Consider the following 13,797-nt stretch of genomic DNA (forward strand, 5'->3'; position numbering starts at 1 on the left):
CTCCGCCTCCATGCCGGCCAAGGCGTACGTCGGGCAGTGCGGCAGGCACAGGCCGCATTTCACGCACTGTCCGGCCAGATCGGCACGGGACGGGGATTTCAGGGGGAAAGCCATGGCTCAAATCCTAGCACGGGACGCACTAGGGCTTGCGCGGGTCCGGAATTCGGGTTATCATTCCGCTTCTTATTCACTTGATTTTGTTGGAGCCCGTCATGAAAGCCATGACCGTCAGCGCCAAACCCGAAACCGTTCAGCAAGACTGGTACATCGTAGATGCCAGTGGCAAGACTCTCGGTCGTTTGTCCTCGGAACTCGCCCGTCGCCTGCGCGGCAAGCACAAGCCCGTGTTCACCCCGCATGTGGACACCGGTGATTACATCGTCGTGATTAACGCCGAGAAAATCGCCGTCACCGGCAAGAAGCTTCAGGACAAGATGTACTACCGTTTCACCGGCTACATCGGCAACATGAAGTCGGAAAACCTGTCGCAGGCTCTGGCCGCCCACCCGGAACGCGTGATTGAAACCGCGGTCAAGGGCATGCTGCCGAAGAACCCCCTCGGCCGCGCCATGTTCAAGAAGCTGAAAGTCTACAAAGGCTCCGAGCATCCCCACACCGCCCAGCAGCCGCAAGCGCTGGACATCTGAAAGACCTACAGGTAAATCATCATGGCTGTTCAGCAAAACTACGGCACCGGTCGCCGCAAATCCTCTACCGCCCGCGTGTTCCTGCGCAAGGGCTCGGGCAACATCGTGATCAACGGTCGCGCCATTGACGAATTTTTCGGCCGCGAAACCTCGCGCATGATCGTCCGTCAACCGCTGGAACTGACCCAGACCACCGCGCAGTTCGACGTCAATGTGACGGTCGAAGGCGGCGGCATCACCGGCCAGGCCGGCGCCATCCGTCTGGGCATCGCCCGCGCCCTGGTGGAATACAACGACACCCTGAAATCCGATCTGCGCAAAGCCGGCCTGATGACCCGCGATGCCCGTGAAGTGGAACGTAAGAAAGTCGGTCTGCGCAAAGCACGCCGCGCGACCCAGTTCTCGAAACGTTAATCGGTTTTATGCTTCAAACAAAAAACCCGCCGGAAGGCGGGTTTTTTTATTCAATGCCGGACGAATTCATTGGTGCGGAAATTCATGCGCGGACCTCGCCACCGGCGATGACCAGATCGGCCGGTCGCGCCGCGAACAAGCCGTTGGTGACCACGCCGACGATGGCGTTCAGATCGCTTTCCAGTTTTACCGGGTCGGTGATCGACCAGCCGTGCACGTCGAGAATCCAGTTGCCATTGTCGGTGACCACGCCTTCGCGCCAAATGGGTTGGCCGCCGAGCTTGACGATTTCGCGAGCGACATGCGAACGCGCCATCGGAATCACTTCCACCGGCACCGGAAAGCGGCCCAGTAGTGGCACCAGTTTCGAGGGGTCCACGATGCAGATGAACTGCGAGCTGGCCGCAGCAATGATCTTCTCGCGGGTCAGCGCCGCGCCGCCGCCCTTGATCAGGCGGTTATATGGATCGCATTCATCGGCCCCGTCGACATACAGACCGAGCGGGCCGGAGGCGTTCAGATCGAGCACGGCAATGCCGAGTTCCTTCAGCTGTTTCGTGCTCTGTTCCGAGCTCGAGACCGCGCCTTCGATGCGGTGTTTGATGCGGCCGAGGCCCTGAATGAAGTAAGCGACCGTAGAACCGGTGCCGACGCCGACGATGCTGCCATCCTGCACGTAGTCGAGCGCACGCTCGGCCGAAGCCTGTTTGCCTTGTTCGGGAGTCATTTGGTTTTTTCCAATTTGAGGATGGTCTGCCATTGGGCTTTGCTGACCGGCACGATGGACAGCCGGTTGCCGCGGTTGAGCAGTGCGAAATCGCCGAGCGCCAGCGTATGCGTTTTCAGTTCGTCCAGGCTCAGTTCGCGTTTTAGCCGGCGTTCGAAGGCGACATCGACCAGAAACCAGCGTGGATTATCGCGCGTGGCTTTGGGATCGAAGTAGTCGGAATCCGGATCGAACTGGGTCGGATCCGGATAGGCGGCGCTGGCTACTTTCGCCAGGCCGACGATACCCGGCACCTTGGCATTGGAGTGGTAGAAGAACACGCCGTCACCGATGCGCATATCCTTCCACATGAAATTGCGTGCTTGGTAATTGCGCACGCCGCTCCAGGGTTCTTTTTTCACGCGGGCCAGGTCGTCGATGGAAAAGGCATCGGGTTCGGATTTCATCAGCCAGTAACGCATCAGGGAATGTCCTTAGGGGGGCAGTCGATCCAGCCGTTCTCGGTCGCCACGGCATCCAGGCGGACGTCCCAATCCTGTGCATCCAAGGCTTCGAGCTTTTGGCTGGCATAAGCAGCCCCGATCAGTAAGGGCGGTGCGGGAGCATGCATACGGAAGGCAAAGTTGTGGTCGTAATAGCCGCCGCCCATGCCCAGGCGCAGACCCTCCGCGGTGAATCCCAGAACCGGCAGAATTACGGCATGCAGATCTTCCGGCTTCAGACAGGCTTCTGCTGAGATCATCGGTTCGGGAATGCCGTAACGGTTATTGCCGAGTGCATCACCGCCACGCCAGGGCGCAAAGCCGAGCTTTTTTTCCGGCAAAACTACCGGCAGGCACCAGATCCAGTTCGCCGGCAGACGCAGCTGAAGCACGTGCAGGGGCAATTCGCCGCCGGTCGCCCAATAGCCTGCCAGATAGCCGCCGGAGGCGGGCAGGTGTTCCAGAATGGTGACGGCCACCGCTTCGGCAGCAGCCATGCGCGCGGTCGGCACAATTTGCAGGCGTTTGGCTTTGAGGTGCTGTCGCAGTGCTTGGCGCATGTTCGGCTCCCGGAATAAGGAGTCCTCCACCATGCCGATGCCTGCCAACGACCTTGATCCCTAGGATCAAGTGGGTGTCGCCTTGCCATCTTTAGGCTTTCCGCAACTCAGGCGGACATGCACACCGACGGTTCGAGCGGCTCCCGGGTCGTGTTTATGGGTCAAGGGCTAATGTTGAGCACGCTGTCGAACACGGCAGAGGACGCGGAGTCATTATAGCGCGAAGGCGTGATGGTGAGGTCAGCGCGGAAGACTGTCGAACAGATCGTCCAGCTTGCGGTTCATGTCGCCGAGGTTGCGGCCGATGACAGCATCGGATTTGGTCCGGCTGTCTTTCAGGATCTGCAGGTCATGTGCGATGTTCAGTGCCGCCAGTACGGCAACACGCTCCAGGCTCACGGTTTTGTGACCGCCCTGGATTTCCCGCATCTGAGCATCCAACAGTTTGGCAGCAGCATGCAGGCTGTCGGCCTGGTCCGGCGCGCAACCGACGCTGTAGTCGCGGTCGAGTACCTTGATGGTCACGATATTACCGGTCATCGTTGTGCTCCAAGTCGTTGATGCGACCGAGCATGCTTTCAACCCGGTGGAAGATAAGCTCGTTCTTGCTCTGTTGGGCATTGCGTTCGGCGGTCAGTTGCTCGAGCTGCTGTTTGAGTACCGTGTTTTCGGCAGCAAGGCGGGCAGTCGCCTCCAATAAGCGATCGAGGCGCTGCGCCAAATCCTGGATTTGCTGGGCGTGGTCGGGGACTAAACTCATAAGCCATACCCTAGTGGGCATTGCCGGCTTCGTCAAGCCCATGCCGGTGGCCTGTCGTTTGCTACACTAGGCGGAAAAAGGAGCGGCCGGATGACCACCACCATGCCCGATTATGATGCCATCCAGAGCGCGCTCGGCGATCTGGGTATCCCTGTTTCCGCCGCCGAACTGCATGGTGCCTTATCCGGATGCCTGTGTGCCGGCGCTGAACTGACGCCGCAAAACTGGTTGGCTTATGCCTTGACCGATGCCGAGCTGGATGGCCAGGTTGAATCCGGGTCGGTACTTTCCGTGTTCTTCGATGCCGCCAGCGAACAGCTGGCCGGCGATGTGATGGATTTCGAATTCGATCTGCTGTTACCGGATGATGACAAACCGGTGTCCGAACGGGGGCCGGCCATGGTCGACTGGTGCCAGGGTTTTCTGGGCGGCTTCGGCGTGGTACCCACACCAGCCCAACCGCTCTCGGACGAATCCGATGAAGCCCTGCAGGATTTGGCCAAAATCGCCGCATCTGATCTGAATTACGAAGATTCGGACGCCGATGAGGAAGCGCTTATTGAAGTCTGCGAATACATCCGCGTGGCGGCTGTCCTGCTCTACAACGAACGCGTGGTCAATCGCCGCGCCCGCCAGCGGCTGAACTGATGATCGCTGTTTCCGAGTTCGTCAAGCGCCGCCGCCGGCTGATGGCTTTGGCCGATGACGGAGCCATCCTAATCATTCCGGCGAGCAAGGAGCGCCTGCGCAGCAAGGACACCACCTATCCGTTCCGCCAGGATTCCGATTTCTGGTATCTGTCCGGGTTCAACGAACCCGAAGCGGTGCTGGTGCTGGTGCCCGGTCGACGGCAGGGCGAATGCCTGCTGTTCTGCCGCGAACGCGATGCCGAGAAAGAGGCCTGGGATGGGCCGCGCCTGGGTCCGGAAGGCGCGGTCGATGCGCTTAAGCTCGATGATGCCTATCCGATTACCGATTTGGACGATATCCTGCCCGGCCTGCTCGAAGGCCGCTCACGCGTGTACTACCATTACGGCCGCGATGCCGATTTCGATCTGGCGCTGATGGGTTGGCTGAACCGGGTGCGCGCGCAGAAGCGTTTGGGCGCCGAACCGCCGCATGAATTCCTTGAGCTCGGCCATCTGCTCGATGAACTGCGTCTGTTCAAGAGCGCCGGTGAGATTGCCTTGATGCGCAAAAGCGCCGATATCGCGGTCGAGGCGCAGATCGCTGCGATGCGGGCCAGCCGCCATGCCCGCTTCGAATACGAAGTGGAGGCCGCGCTGCAGCAGGTGTACCGGCGCAATAATGCCGTGGCCGCCTATGAACCGATTGTCGGTAGTGGCCCGAATGCCTGTGTATTGCATTACCGCGCCAACAACGCACCAGTCAAAAAAGGCGATCTGCTGCTGTGCGACGCGGGTGCTGAATACGCCCTGTACGCTTCCGACATCACCCGCACCTGGCCGGTTTCCGGTACCTTCAGTGCCGCCCAGCGCGCACTGTATGAGCTGGTGTTGGCGGCGCAGGCCGAATGCATCGGCAATGCTCGTGTCGGCGTGCCGTACGACAGCATCCACGCCACGGCGGTCGAGGTGCTGACCGACGGCCTGCTGTCGCTCGGCCTGCTGAAAGGCGCGCTGAAGAAAAATATCGCCAGCGAAGCCTACAAAAAATTCTACATGCACAAGACCGGGCATTGGATCGGACTGGACGTGCACGATGTGGGCGAATACAAACTCGGCGGCGCTTCGCGTCTGCTCGAGCCGGGCATGGTGTTCACCGTCGAACCGGGCCTGTACATCGCACCGGGCACGCCGGGCGTACCGGCCAAATACCAAGGCATCGGTATCCGCATCGAAGACGACATCCTGATGACCAAGGCCGGACCGGACAATCTCACTGCAGGAGTTCCGAAATCGGTGGATGCTCTCGAAAAAATATTGGCCTGAAAAAGTCCCCACTGCAGTGGGGATCTTTACATCTCGTTGCGCTTGAGCTCAATCCCGAGCTGTTTGTATTCCAGCCAGCGCTGGCGCGCCGGTTCGCGCGCCGTTTCTTCGGCCGGAACGATTTCCAGCACGCGCTGGTAGCCGGCCGGCGGCAACATATTACGCAGATTGATGACCAGTGCCCGCATGCCGGCCTCCACGCCCGGCGGAACGATCAGCACCGGCGTATCGTCCATGTCCTCGTCTTCTTCCATGCCCACGATTTGGTGGGGGATGAAGGCGTCCTCGTCGAATTCCCACAGCAGGTCATCGAGGAAATCCGCCTGCTCGGCGCTATCACAGAAGATCAGGCAGGGCTGACCGGATTGCACGGCCTTCTCGGCCAGCTTACACACCAGCAGCAGGGGCTGCGCCACAAACGCGGGCTTGCCCGCGATCATGTAGAAGTCAGCCCGGATGGCCATACTCAGTGCTTCGCCTGGTCAAGCAGCCACTGGCTCAGCAGGCCGACTGGACGGCCGGAAGCCATGCCCTTGCGGCCTTCATCGTTAGATACACCGGCGATGTCCAGATGCGCCCAGCGCTGGCCTTCGGTGAAGCGCGACAGGAAGCAGCCGGCGGTGATGGCGCCTGCACCCTTACCGCCGATGTTGTAGATGTCGGCGAACACGGAATCGAGCTGGGTCTGGTATTCGTCCCAGAGCGGCAGGCGCCAGGCGCGGTCGAACACGGTTTCACCGGCGGCAAGCAGTTCTTCGGAAAGATCGTCGTGTTTGCTCATCAGGCCGGCGGCGTATTTGCCGAGCGCGATGACGCAGGCGCCGGTCAGTGTGGCCACGTCCACGGTTGCCTTCGGTTCGAAACGCTGCACGTAGGTCAGCGCGTCGCACAGGATCAGACGGCCTTCGGCGTCGGTGTTGCCGACTTCGATGGTCTTGCCGTTCATCGCGGTCAGCACGTCGCTCGGACGGTAGGCGTCGGCGTCCGGCATGTTTTCCACGGCCGGCACCACGGTCACCAGATTGATCGGCAGCTGCAGCTTGGCACAGGCCAGGAAGGTGCCGAGCACCGAGGCGGCGCCGCACATGTCGTACTTCATTTCTTCGATGCCGCCTTGGACTTTCAGGTTGATGCCACCGGTATCGAAAGTGATGCCTTTGCCGACCAGGGCCAGCGGCTTGGCGTCGCCGGCGCCGGTGTATTTCAATACGATCAGTTTCGGCGGGTTGGCCGAACCGCGGGCCACGGCCAGCAGCGAGCCCATGCCGAGCGCCTGCATTTCATCACGGCCCAGCACATCGCAGGTCACGTTGTCGTGTTCGGCGGCGATCTGTAGGCTCTGCTCGGCCAGATAGGACGGATTGCAGATGTTCGGCGGCAGGTTACCCAATTCACGGGTGAATTGGATGCCGGCGGCAATACCGTCGCCCTGGCGGAAGGCGTTCATCTGGGCGTCCGCCACATGCACCGAGACCTCGCTCAGGGTCACGCTGGCTTTCTTGCTGCGGGTGGCGGTGTATTCGTAAGCGGCGTGATCGGCGGCGATCAGGGCCTGGCGCACGGCCCAATCGGCATCACGGCCCTTCACCGTAAGATCGCTCAGGGTCAGAAAGGCAGATTTGACCGGACCGCTGCGCAGGGCGCGCACGGCATCGGCCACGGCTTTCAGATACTGCGGCACGGCGAACTTTTCCGGATCGCCCAGACCGACTACCAGCACGCGCGTTGAAGCGATGCCCGGGACGTCGGGCAACAGCAGGGTCTGTCCGGTTTTGCCGGAAATGTCGCCGCGTTCGGCCAGAGCCTTCAGCCGACCACCGGCGGCGACATCGAGCGCCGTACCGGACGGCGAGAAGGTTTTGTCATTGAACGCGCCGATGACCACGCAATCGCTGGTATCGCTGTGGACGGGGCTTTGGGAAGGCAGAAAACGCAGGGCCATAGGGGCTTCTCTTGGTCGGGCGCCAGCGGGGCGCATGATGGTAAACTGCTATTGTAATTCATCCCGAACCGAGTTTCTTCGCCCGTGCCGATGCCGCTGATCAACCGTTATCTGTTCAGACAGTTCAGTCAGCTGGTGTTCGCGGTGCTAACGGTGCTGTTCCTAATCAGCGTGGGCGGGTTTCTGACCGATCTGATCGCGGAAATCTCCCGTGGCAAGGTGCCGGCTGGCCTAATGTTGCAGTTGTTGGTACTGCGTCTGCCACGCTTCATCAGCTTCGTGCTGCCCCTTGCCCTGTTCATCGGCCTGATGATGGGCATCGCCCGCCTGTATGCCGACAGTGAAATGGCGGTGCTGGCTTCGGTCGGTGTCAGCAGCCAGCAGTTGCTGAAACCAGTACTCGGGGTAGCCGCGCCGCTGGTGCTGCTGATTGCATTCTCCTCACTGTGGTTGGTGCCATTCACCGCCAATAAAGCCAAGAGCATGGTGGAACAGGCCAACCGCAGTTTCCTGATTTCCGGTCTGGAGCCGGGACGGTTCGTGGAGCTGCCTGGCAAGTCCGGTATTCTGTTCGTCACCGAGCTTAGTCGCGACGGCCGGCAGTTCAAGAACCTGTTCGTGCAGCGTGAAATCAACGGCCGACTCGACATCATCACTGCCAGCAAGGGCGATCTGCGTCTGGCTGGCGGTGCTCGCATCCTGCGCCTGGAAAACGGCACCCGCATGGAAGGCGAACTCGGACACCGTGATTTCCGCAAAGTGCAGTTCAAGATCAACGAAATCAAGATACCGGAGCCAAGCGAGAGCAAGCCCTCCAATAAGCTCGATTACCTGAGCACGCTGGCCTTGCTAAAACGCGGCGATGCCGGTGCCCTGGCCGAACTGCACTGGCGTATTGCCTTGCCCTTGTTCGCGGCCATTCTGACCTTGCTGGCCATTCCGTTGGCACGTAGCGAACCCCGGCAGCCGCAGTATGGTCTGGTGCTGTTCGCGGTGATGGCCTATCTGCTCGGCATGCTGAGTCTGTTGGCCGGCACCTACTTGTTGGGCAATGGCAGCATCCCGCCGTTTCTTGGTCTCTGGTGGGTGGTGCTGCCGATGGCGGCATTGAGTTACTGGCTATACCGGCGTGACGGTCGTCTGAAACCGCAAGCGATGCCGGCATGAACCGCATTGGCCGGGAAATGACCGAGTATCTCGGGCTGAGCGTGCTGAAAACCATCGCGTTGGTTTGGCTGGTACTACTCGGTTTCGATCTGATCAACGCTTTTTACAATAGTTTTTCGGATGTCGGCAAGAACGGCTTCACGCTGAACTACGCTTTGCTGAGCACCTTGTTCACCATGCCGCGCCGCGCCTACGATCTGTTGCCGGTGGTGTCGGTGATCGGTCTGTTACTGGGGCTCGGACAGCTCGCCGGGAAATCCGAACTGATTGCCATGGCCTCAGTTGGCGTTTCACGTCTGCAGATCGCCATCGGTGCCTTGCTGCCGGCGGTATTGTTATCCGGCGCGATGATCATCACCAATGAAACTATTGGTATCGCCAGTGAAAAGCAGGCGATGAGCCTGAACAGTCATAAAGCCAACAAGTTCACCTTGGCCCGCTATTCCGGAGTCTGGGCCAAGGACGGCGATCTGTATTTTAATGCCCGTGCAGGTTCTGCCAAGGGCAGCGGCGGTAGTGCCTGGCTGGAGCTAGCCGATGTCCGTCTGTACCGCGTCGGCAAGGACGGCGCACTGGCTTCCATCACCCAGGCCAAGTCCGCCAGCAACCAATCCGATTACTGGCATTTGAATGATGTGCAACGCACCACCTTCAAGCCGGATTCAGTTTTGCTCGAGCGCATGGGCCGGATTCCCTGGAAAACCCAGATCACCAACGAATCACTGGAAGCGACGCTGTCGAGTCCGAGCAATCTAAGTATGCGTGAACTGCGCAGCAACATCGACTACCTCGAACGCAACAAGCTCGATGCCCGTGTGTTCAGCGTCGCTTACTGGGGCCGGTGGTTCTATCCGTTCAAGATCGCGCTACTGTGTCTGGCGGTACTGCCGTTCGCGTTCGGCTCACTGCGTTCGGGTGGCCTGGGCAAAAGTCTGTTCCTCGGCATCGTGGTCGGCGTCAGCGCCATGCTGCTCGAACGTCTGTTCGTCAGTCTGTCCGATGTTTATCGGTTCGACGTGCGCGTGGCCTATGTGCTTGCACCTTTGAGTGTGTTCGCGCTGTGCTGGGGTTATCTGGCGAAACGAATTTAAGCCTGTCGCCGCACCAGCAGGGTGCCGGCGGCCAGATCATGCAGACCGCGGCGCTGGTCATCGAACAGACACCACAGCAGCGATAGTCCGAGACTGACGCTGGTCACCGCGAAACGGATCATCAATGCGCGCCAGGACGGTCGACCGCCCTCGGCAGTGACGACCTGCAGGCGCCAGGGTTTCATACCGATGGTTTGCCCGCCACGTCGCCAGGACAGCACGGCATAGGCACCAATGACTGCCCACAGTGCGATGAACACCAGCAATGCCGCCGGCGTGCCGGGTTCGACCGGACGATGATCCGGTTTCAGCGCCAAGGACAGGGCACTGACCAAAAACAGGAACGCGATGGATATCACCACATCGTAGACCAGGGCCAGCAGGCGCCAGCCAAGATGCGCGGGTACGGCGGTGATGCGGGAAGGGGGCTCAGACATGCGCATTAGCATAGCGGTGAATCGGCATCCGCGCTAAGCTTTCGGCATGAGTGCCAAAACCAATGCCATCCGCCAACGCGCCCGCGGCCGCGACGCTGTCGATGCCGTCACCCAGAGCCAGATCGATGCGGCCCTCGAGCGCCTGTGGGCCGAGCATGGCTTGTCGGCGGCCACCCTGGCTGGCTATCGCCGCGATCTGCTGGGTCTGGCTGGCTTTCTGGAAGCGCGTGGCAAAGTGCCGAATTCGGCCATGCTGGCCGATCTGTTCGATTATCTGGGCTGGCGGGTGAACCAGGGCTATGCCGCTAAAAGCAACGCCCGTCTGTTGTCGAGCTTGCGGGCATACTACGCGCTGAAGAAACGCAGTGGCGACATCACCGAAGATCCGACCCGTCTGTTGGAAATGCCGCGCCTGCCGCGACCGGTGCCGAAAGCATTGTCTGAATCGCAGGTGGAAGCGCTTCTGCGCGCGGACAGTGGCGAGGCCCCGGAGCAGGTGGTGCTGCGCGCCATGTTGGAACTGATGTATGCCTGCGGTCTGCGCGTCAGCGAGCTGGTCGACTTGCCGGCGGCAGCGGTCAATCTACGCCAAGGCCTGTTGCGGGTCATGGGCAAGGGCAGCAAGGAGCGTCTAGTGCCGATGGGCGAAGAAGCCCAGCACTGGCTCGAGCGTTACCTGCAGACGGTGCGTCCGGTCTGCGTTGGCAAGCGCACGGTGCCGATGCTGTTCGTGGACGCGACCGGGCGCGCCTGGAACCGACAGCGGTTCTGGTCGGCCTTGAAGCGCCGCGCGCAGTCCGCCGGGGTCGATCCGGCACGGGTCAGCCCGCATGTGCTGCGGCACAGTTTCGCCACCCATCTGCTCAATCACGGGGCCGATTTGCGCGCCCTGCAGATGCTGTTGGGCCACAGCTCGCTGTCGAGCACCCAGATTTACACCCTGATTGCCAAAGAGGGCTTGAAGAAAATGCACCGCGCCCACCACCCGCGCGGTTAAGCCATCCATCGCTTCAAGCCTGTCATCCGTCCCGCGCTGTCGCGGTGTTCACAGTGGCTATGGCACAATAACACCTGATAAATCCGGACTTGAAAACCCATGACCCTGCTTCGCATCCTGATGGCCTCCTTGATAATGTTCAGTCTGCCGGCCTGCGCCCAAAGCACCACCCCGGTACCTGCCAAGAAAGCCCCCGCTCCGGCTGTTGTCGGTGATACCGCGATCCGTCAGTCGCTCACCAAGCTTGTCCCGAATGTGAAAATCACCGCCATCCGGCCTTCGCCGCTGGCCGGTGTCAAGGAAGTCGTGGTCGATGGCCAGATTCTGTACGTCAGCAATGACGGCAAGCTGCTGTTCCAGGGCGCGATCATCGATCTGAACACGCGAACCAACCTGACCGAGGCCAGTGAGGCGGGAGAGCGCCGCATCATTCTCGCCGCCGTTCCGGCCGCGCAAAAAATCAGCTTCGCCCCGGCCAAGCCGAAATACCGCATTACCGTGTTCACCGACATCGACTGCGGTTACTGCCGCAAGATGCACGAGCACATGGCCGAGTACAACGAGCTCGGTATCGCTGTGGACTACCTGTTCTATCCCCGCGCTGGCCTCGGTTCCGAATCCTTCCAGAAAGCGGTGAACATCTGGTGCGCGCCCGACCGCAAAGTGGCGATGACCTCGTCCAAAGCGGGAAAAACCCTGCCGAAGAAAAACTGCAGCAACTTCGTCAGTGCCGATTTCACGCTCGGTCAGAAAATCGGCGTGGACGGCACCCCGGCCGTGTATGCCGCCAATGGCGCCCAGATTGGCGGTTATCTGAATCCAGCCGATATGCTCAAAGCGCTGGAAAAGCAGAATAAATAACGGAATGAGAAGGCAATGGCCGCATAAAAGCGGCCGACATCGGGCCGATAAGGTAAAATGAGCGGCTAAAACCCCCTCAGCGTGTAGCCATGATCGTTCTTGAAGGCCTTCCGGCCTTATCCGCTTTCCGACGCGACCGCCTTCAATCCCGCCTGCAGCAGATCGTCCCCGATGCCAGCATCGCCGGGGCCTGGCATCTGTATTTCGTCGATACCCACGCCGAGCTGCACGATACTGCCACCCTCGGCCGCATTCTGGAAGGCTGCATCGGCCGCACGGAAGCGCTGACCGGCGCGGTCTCGCGCATCGTCACGCCGCGCTTGGGTACCCGTTCGCCGTGGTCGAGCAAGGCCACCGAAATCCTGCAGGGCGCCGGCTTGCCGGTGCATCGTGCCGAACGCGGCCTGCGTCTGGATCTTCTGGGCATGCCGCCGGAAGGCGATGTGCTGTGGCGCGACATCGATAAATTACTTTCCGATCCGATGACCCAAAGCGTGTGCACCAGCTTGGAGCAAGCCGGTGCGCTGTTCGCCGCTCTGGCGCGCGGACCGCTGCAGCGCGTGGCCATCGCCCAATTGCCGCAGGCCAATGCCGAACTCGGCCTGGCGCTAAGCGAAGACGAAGTGGCCTATCTGCAGGACCGCTACGGCGCGCTCGGCCGCGATCCGTCCGATGCCGAACTGATGATGTTCGCGCAGGCCAATTCCGAACACTGCCGGCACAAAATTTTCAACGCGTCCTACCGCATCGACGGCCGCGACATGCCGCACAGTTTGTTCGGCATGATCCGCAACACGCACAAGCTCGCGCCGCAGTTCACGCTGAGTGCCTACAAAGACAATGCCGCGGTCATCGAAGGCCACGTGGCCCGCCATCTGCGCGCCGATGACGCCGGCAGCTACCGCTTCGGCGACGCCGCCGCCAGCGCGTTCTGCATCAAGGTCGAAACCCACAACCACCCGACCGCCATCTCGCCGTTTCCCGGCGCATCCACCGGTGCCGGCGGCGAAATCCGCGACGAAGGCGCGACCGGCCGCGGCGGCAAACCGAAAGCCGGCTTGACCGGATTCTCGGTCTCGCACCTGCGTATTCCGACCCTGCCGCAATCCTGGGAAGCACCGCGCGCGCTGAACCCGCGCATGGCTTCGGCCTTCGAGATCATGACCGACGGCCCGCTCGGCGGCGCCGCGTTCAACAACGAGTTCGGCCGGCCGAATCTGACCGGCTACTTCCGCAGCTTCGAACTGGCCGGCAGTGACGCCACGCACGTACGGGCCTACGACAAACCGATCATGCTGGCCGGCGGCCTGGGCACGGTCGATCCGGGTCAGGTACAGAAACTGCCGATGCGCGACGGCGACATCGTCATCGTGCTTGGCGGTCCGGCCATGCTGATCGGTCTGGGCGGCGGCGCGGCCTCTTCGGTGGCGTCCGGGCAAAGTTCGGAAGCGCTCGATTTCGCCTCGGTGCAGCGCGACAACCCGGAAATGGAACGGCGCTGCCAGGAAGTGATCAACCGCTGCTTCGCACGCGGCGCTGCCAACCCGATCCGCTTCATGCATGACGTCGGTGCCGGCGGTCTGTCGAACGCCATCCCGGAACTGCTGCACGACTCCGACAAGGGCGGCATCATCGATCTGGGCAAAGTGCCCTGCGATGATCCCTCGCTGTCGCCGATGCAGCTGTGGTGCAATGAATCACAGGAACGTTACGTGCTCGGCATCGCGCCGGAGCATCTGGCCGAATTCCGCGCCCTGTGC

General features: G+C 61.1%; 18 protein-coding genes and 1 other RNA gene. 9 read left to right on the forward strand and 10 right to left on the reverse strand.

The window, feature by feature from the left end:
* On the reverse strand, positions 1 to 114 hold a 114-nt coding region (locus ACIQ0Q_RS07160; RefSeq protein WP_395772275.1), incomplete at its 3' end, for a 4Fe-4S binding protein.
* Between the two features lie 107 nt (positions 115 to 221).
* On the opposite strand from ACIQ0Q_RS07160, the gene rplM reads away from it, so the two are divergent.
* On the forward strand, positions 222 to 647 hold the full coding sequence (gene rplM / locus ACIQ0Q_RS07165; RefSeq protein WP_395769981.1) for a 50S ribosomal protein L13: 426 nt from the start codon (positions 222 to 224) through the stop codon (positions 645 to 647).
* Between the two features lie 21 nt (positions 648 to 668).
* Positions 669 to 1,061, forward strand: coding sequence for a 30S ribosomal protein S9 (gene rpsI, locus ACIQ0Q_RS07170; RefSeq protein WP_395772260.1), 393 nt, complete (start codon positions 669 to 671; stop codon positions 1,059 to 1,061).
* A gap of 82 nt (positions 1,062 to 1,143) precedes the next feature.
* On the opposite strand, the gene rpiA is transcribed toward rpsI, so the two are convergent.
* The 6 genes from rpiA to ACIQ0Q_RS07200 all read right to left on the reverse strand — a co-directional run bounded on the left by rpiA (position 1,144) and on the right by ACIQ0Q_RS07200 (position 3,590).
* Positions 1,144 to 1,788 (reverse strand): ribose-5-phosphate isomerase RpiA, encoded by a 645-nt coding sequence (gene rpiA / locus ACIQ0Q_RS07175; RefSeq protein WP_395772261.1) that lies wholly within the window; start codon positions 1,786 to 1,788, stop codon positions 1,144 to 1,146.
* Positions 1,785 to 2,249, reverse strand: coding sequence for an EVE domain-containing protein (locus ACIQ0Q_RS07180; protein ID WP_395772262.1), 465 nt, complete (start codon positions 2,247 to 2,249; stop codon positions 1,785 to 1,787). Before ACIQ0Q_RS07180 ends, rpiA begins: the two co-directional genes overlap by 4 nt.
* On the reverse strand, positions 2,249 to 2,830 hold the full coding sequence (locus ACIQ0Q_RS07185; protein WP_395772263.1) for a 5-formyltetrahydrofolate cyclo-ligase: 582 nt from the start codon (positions 2,828 to 2,830) through the stop codon (positions 2,249 to 2,251). Before ACIQ0Q_RS07185 ends, ACIQ0Q_RS07180 begins: the two co-directional genes overlap by 1 nt.
* A gap of 19 nt (positions 2,831 to 2,849) precedes the next feature.
* A non-coding RNA gene (gene ssrS / locus ACIQ0Q_RS07190) (6S RNA) lies at positions 2,850 to 3,035 on the reverse strand.
* Positions 3,036 to 3,070: 35 nt separating this feature from the next.
* On the reverse strand, positions 3,071 to 3,370 hold the full coding sequence (locus ACIQ0Q_RS07195) for a cell division protein ZapA (protein WP_395772264.1): 300 nt from the start codon (positions 3,368 to 3,370) through the stop codon (positions 3,071 to 3,073).
* Positions 3,360 to 3,590, reverse strand: coding sequence for a hypothetical protein (locus tag ACIQ0Q_RS07200; protein WP_395772265.1), 231 nt, complete (start codon positions 3,588 to 3,590; stop codon positions 3,360 to 3,362). Before ACIQ0Q_RS07200 ends, ACIQ0Q_RS07195 begins: the two co-directional genes overlap by 11 nt.
* A gap of 90 nt (positions 3,591 to 3,680) precedes the next feature.
* Between ACIQ0Q_RS07200 and ACIQ0Q_RS07205 the strand changes: the two genes are divergently transcribed.
* Both ACIQ0Q_RS07205 and ACIQ0Q_RS07210 read left to right on the forward strand, forming a co-directional pair.
* Positions 3,681 to 4,238 (forward strand): UPF0149 family protein, encoded by a 558-nt coding sequence (locus tag ACIQ0Q_RS07205; protein ID WP_395772266.1) that lies wholly within the window; start codon positions 3,681 to 3,683, stop codon positions 4,236 to 4,238.
* Positions 4,238 to 5,542, forward strand: coding sequence for an aminopeptidase P N-terminal domain-containing protein (locus ACIQ0Q_RS07210; protein ID WP_395772267.1), 1,305 nt, complete (start codon positions 4,238 to 4,240; stop codon positions 5,540 to 5,542). Before ACIQ0Q_RS07205 ends, ACIQ0Q_RS07210 begins: the two co-directional genes overlap by 1 nt.
* Positions 5,543 to 5,568: 26 nt before the next feature.
* Here ACIQ0Q_RS07210 and ACIQ0Q_RS07215 read toward each other — a convergent pair whose 3' ends face one another.
* Together ACIQ0Q_RS07215 and ACIQ0Q_RS07220 are read right to left on the reverse strand one after the other, a co-directional pair.
* Complete coding sequence (locus tag ACIQ0Q_RS07215; protein WP_395772268.1) at positions 5,569 to 6,006, reverse strand: DNA polymerase III subunit chi; 438 nt, start codon at positions 6,004 to 6,006, stop codon at positions 5,569 to 5,571.
* Positions 6,007 to 6,008: 2 nt separating this feature from the next.
* Complete coding sequence (locus ACIQ0Q_RS07220) at positions 6,009 to 7,484, reverse strand: leucyl aminopeptidase (RefSeq protein WP_395772269.1); 1,476 nt, start codon at positions 7,482 to 7,484, stop codon at positions 6,009 to 6,011.
* 90 nt (positions 7,485 to 7,574) lie between these two features.
* Between ACIQ0Q_RS07220 and lptF the strand changes: the two genes are divergently transcribed.
* Positions 7,575 to 8,651, forward strand: coding sequence for an LPS export ABC transporter permease LptF (gene lptF, locus ACIQ0Q_RS07225; RefSeq protein ID WP_395772276.1), 1,077 nt, complete (start codon positions 7,575 to 7,577; stop codon positions 8,649 to 8,651).
* Complete coding sequence (gene lptG, locus ACIQ0Q_RS07230; protein WP_395772270.1) at positions 8,648 to 9,742, forward strand: LPS export ABC transporter permease LptG; 1,095 nt, start codon at positions 8,648 to 8,650, stop codon at positions 9,740 to 9,742. The genes lptF and lptG overlap by 4 nt, the downstream gene beginning before the upstream one ends.
* Here lptG and ACIQ0Q_RS07235 read toward each other — a convergent pair.
* Complete coding sequence (locus tag ACIQ0Q_RS07235; protein ID WP_395772271.1) at positions 9,739 to 10,179, reverse strand: RDD family protein; 441 nt, start codon at positions 10,177 to 10,179, stop codon at positions 9,739 to 9,741. The genes lptG and ACIQ0Q_RS07235 overlap by 4 nt on opposite strands.
* A gap of 46 nt (positions 10,180 to 10,225) precedes the next feature.
* On the opposite strand from ACIQ0Q_RS07235, the gene ACIQ0Q_RS07240 reads away from it, so the two are divergent.
* From ACIQ0Q_RS07240 to ACIQ0Q_RS07250, 3 genes are all read left to right on the forward strand, one after another.
* Positions 10,226 to 11,176, forward strand: a complete 951-nt coding sequence (locus tag ACIQ0Q_RS07240) for a site-specific tyrosine recombinase XerD (RefSeq protein WP_395772272.1) — start codon at positions 10,226 to 10,228, stop codon at positions 11,174 to 11,176.
* Positions 11,177 to 11,275: 99 nt separating this feature from the next.
* Positions 11,276 to 12,037 carry a disulfide isomerase DsbC N-terminal domain-containing protein gene (locus tag ACIQ0Q_RS07245; protein WP_395772273.1) on the forward strand — a complete coding sequence of 254 codons (762 nt, stop codon included), beginning with the start codon at positions 11,276 to 11,278 and terminating at the stop codon, positions 12,035 to 12,037.
* Between the two features lie 89 nt (positions 12,038 to 12,126).
* Positions 12,127 to 13,797, forward strand: a 1,671-nt coding sequence (locus ACIQ0Q_RS07250; RefSeq protein ID WP_395772274.1) for an AIR synthase-related protein, incomplete at its 3' end; no start/stop codon positions are given.

The sequence above is a fragment of the Arenimonas sp. genome, from assembly GCF_044348765.1.
In the GTDB taxonomy this organism is placed as follows: domain Bacteria; phylum Pseudomonadota; class Gammaproteobacteria; order Xanthomonadales; family Xanthomonadaceae; genus Arenimonas.

Bases quoted from the DNA above. Each gene is read 5' to 3' on its own strand.
- rplM (WP_395769981.1), top strand. From the start codon at position 222: ATGACCGTCAGCGCCAAACCCGAAACCGTTCAGCAAGACTGGTACATC.
- rpsI (WP_395772260.1), top strand. From the start codon at position 669: ATGGCTGTTCAGCAAAACTACGGCACCGGTCGCCGCAAATCCTCTACC.
- rpiA (WP_395772261.1), bottom strand. From the start codon at position 1,788: ATGACTCCCGAACAAGGCAAACAGGCTTCGGCCGAGCGTGCGCTCGAC.
- ACIQ0Q_RS07180 (WP_395772262.1), bottom strand. From the start codon at position 2,249: ATGCGTTACTGGCTGATGAAATCCGAACCCGATGCCTTTTCCATCGAC.
- ACIQ0Q_RS07185 (WP_395772263.1), bottom strand. From the start codon at position 2,830: ATGCGCCAAGCACTGCGACAGCACCTCAAAGCCAAACGCCTGCAAATT.
- ACIQ0Q_RS07195 (WP_395772264.1), bottom strand. From the start codon at position 3,370: ATGACCGGTAATATCGTGACCATCAAGGTACTCGACCGCGACTACAGC.
- ACIQ0Q_RS07200 (WP_395772265.1), bottom strand. From the start codon at position 3,590: ATGAGTTTAGTCCCCGACCACGCCCAGCAAATCCAGGATTTGGCGCAG.
- ACIQ0Q_RS07205 (WP_395772266.1), top strand. From the start codon at position 3,681: ATGACCACCACCATGCCCGATTATGATGCCATCCAGAGCGCGCTCGGC.
- ACIQ0Q_RS07210 (WP_395772267.1), top strand. From the start codon at position 4,238: ATGATCGCTGTTTCCGAGTTCGTCAAGCGCCGCCGCCGGCTGATGGCT.
- ACIQ0Q_RS07215 (WP_395772268.1), bottom strand. From the start codon at position 6,006: ATGGCCATCCGGGCTGACTTCTACATGATCGCGGGCAAGCCCGCGTTT.
- ACIQ0Q_RS07220 (WP_395772269.1), bottom strand. From the start codon at position 7,484: ATGGCCCTGCGTTTTCTGCCTTCCCAAAGCCCCGTCCACAGCGATACC.
- lptF (WP_395772276.1), top strand. From the start codon at position 7,575: ATGCCGCTGATCAACCGTTATCTGTTCAGACAGTTCAGTCAGCTGGTG.
- lptG (WP_395772270.1), top strand. From the start codon at position 8,648: ATGAACCGCATTGGCCGGGAAATGACCGAGTATCTCGGGCTGAGCGTG.
- ACIQ0Q_RS07235 (WP_395772271.1), bottom strand. From the start codon at position 10,179: ATGTCTGAGCCCCCTTCCCGCATCACCGCCGTACCCGCGCATCTTGGC.
- ACIQ0Q_RS07240 (WP_395772272.1), top strand. From the start codon at position 10,226: ATGAGTGCCAAAACCAATGCCATCCGCCAACGCGCCCGCGGCCGCGAC.
- ACIQ0Q_RS07245 (WP_395772273.1), top strand. From the start codon at position 11,276: ATGACCCTGCTTCGCATCCTGATGGCCTCCTTGATAATGTTCAGTCTG.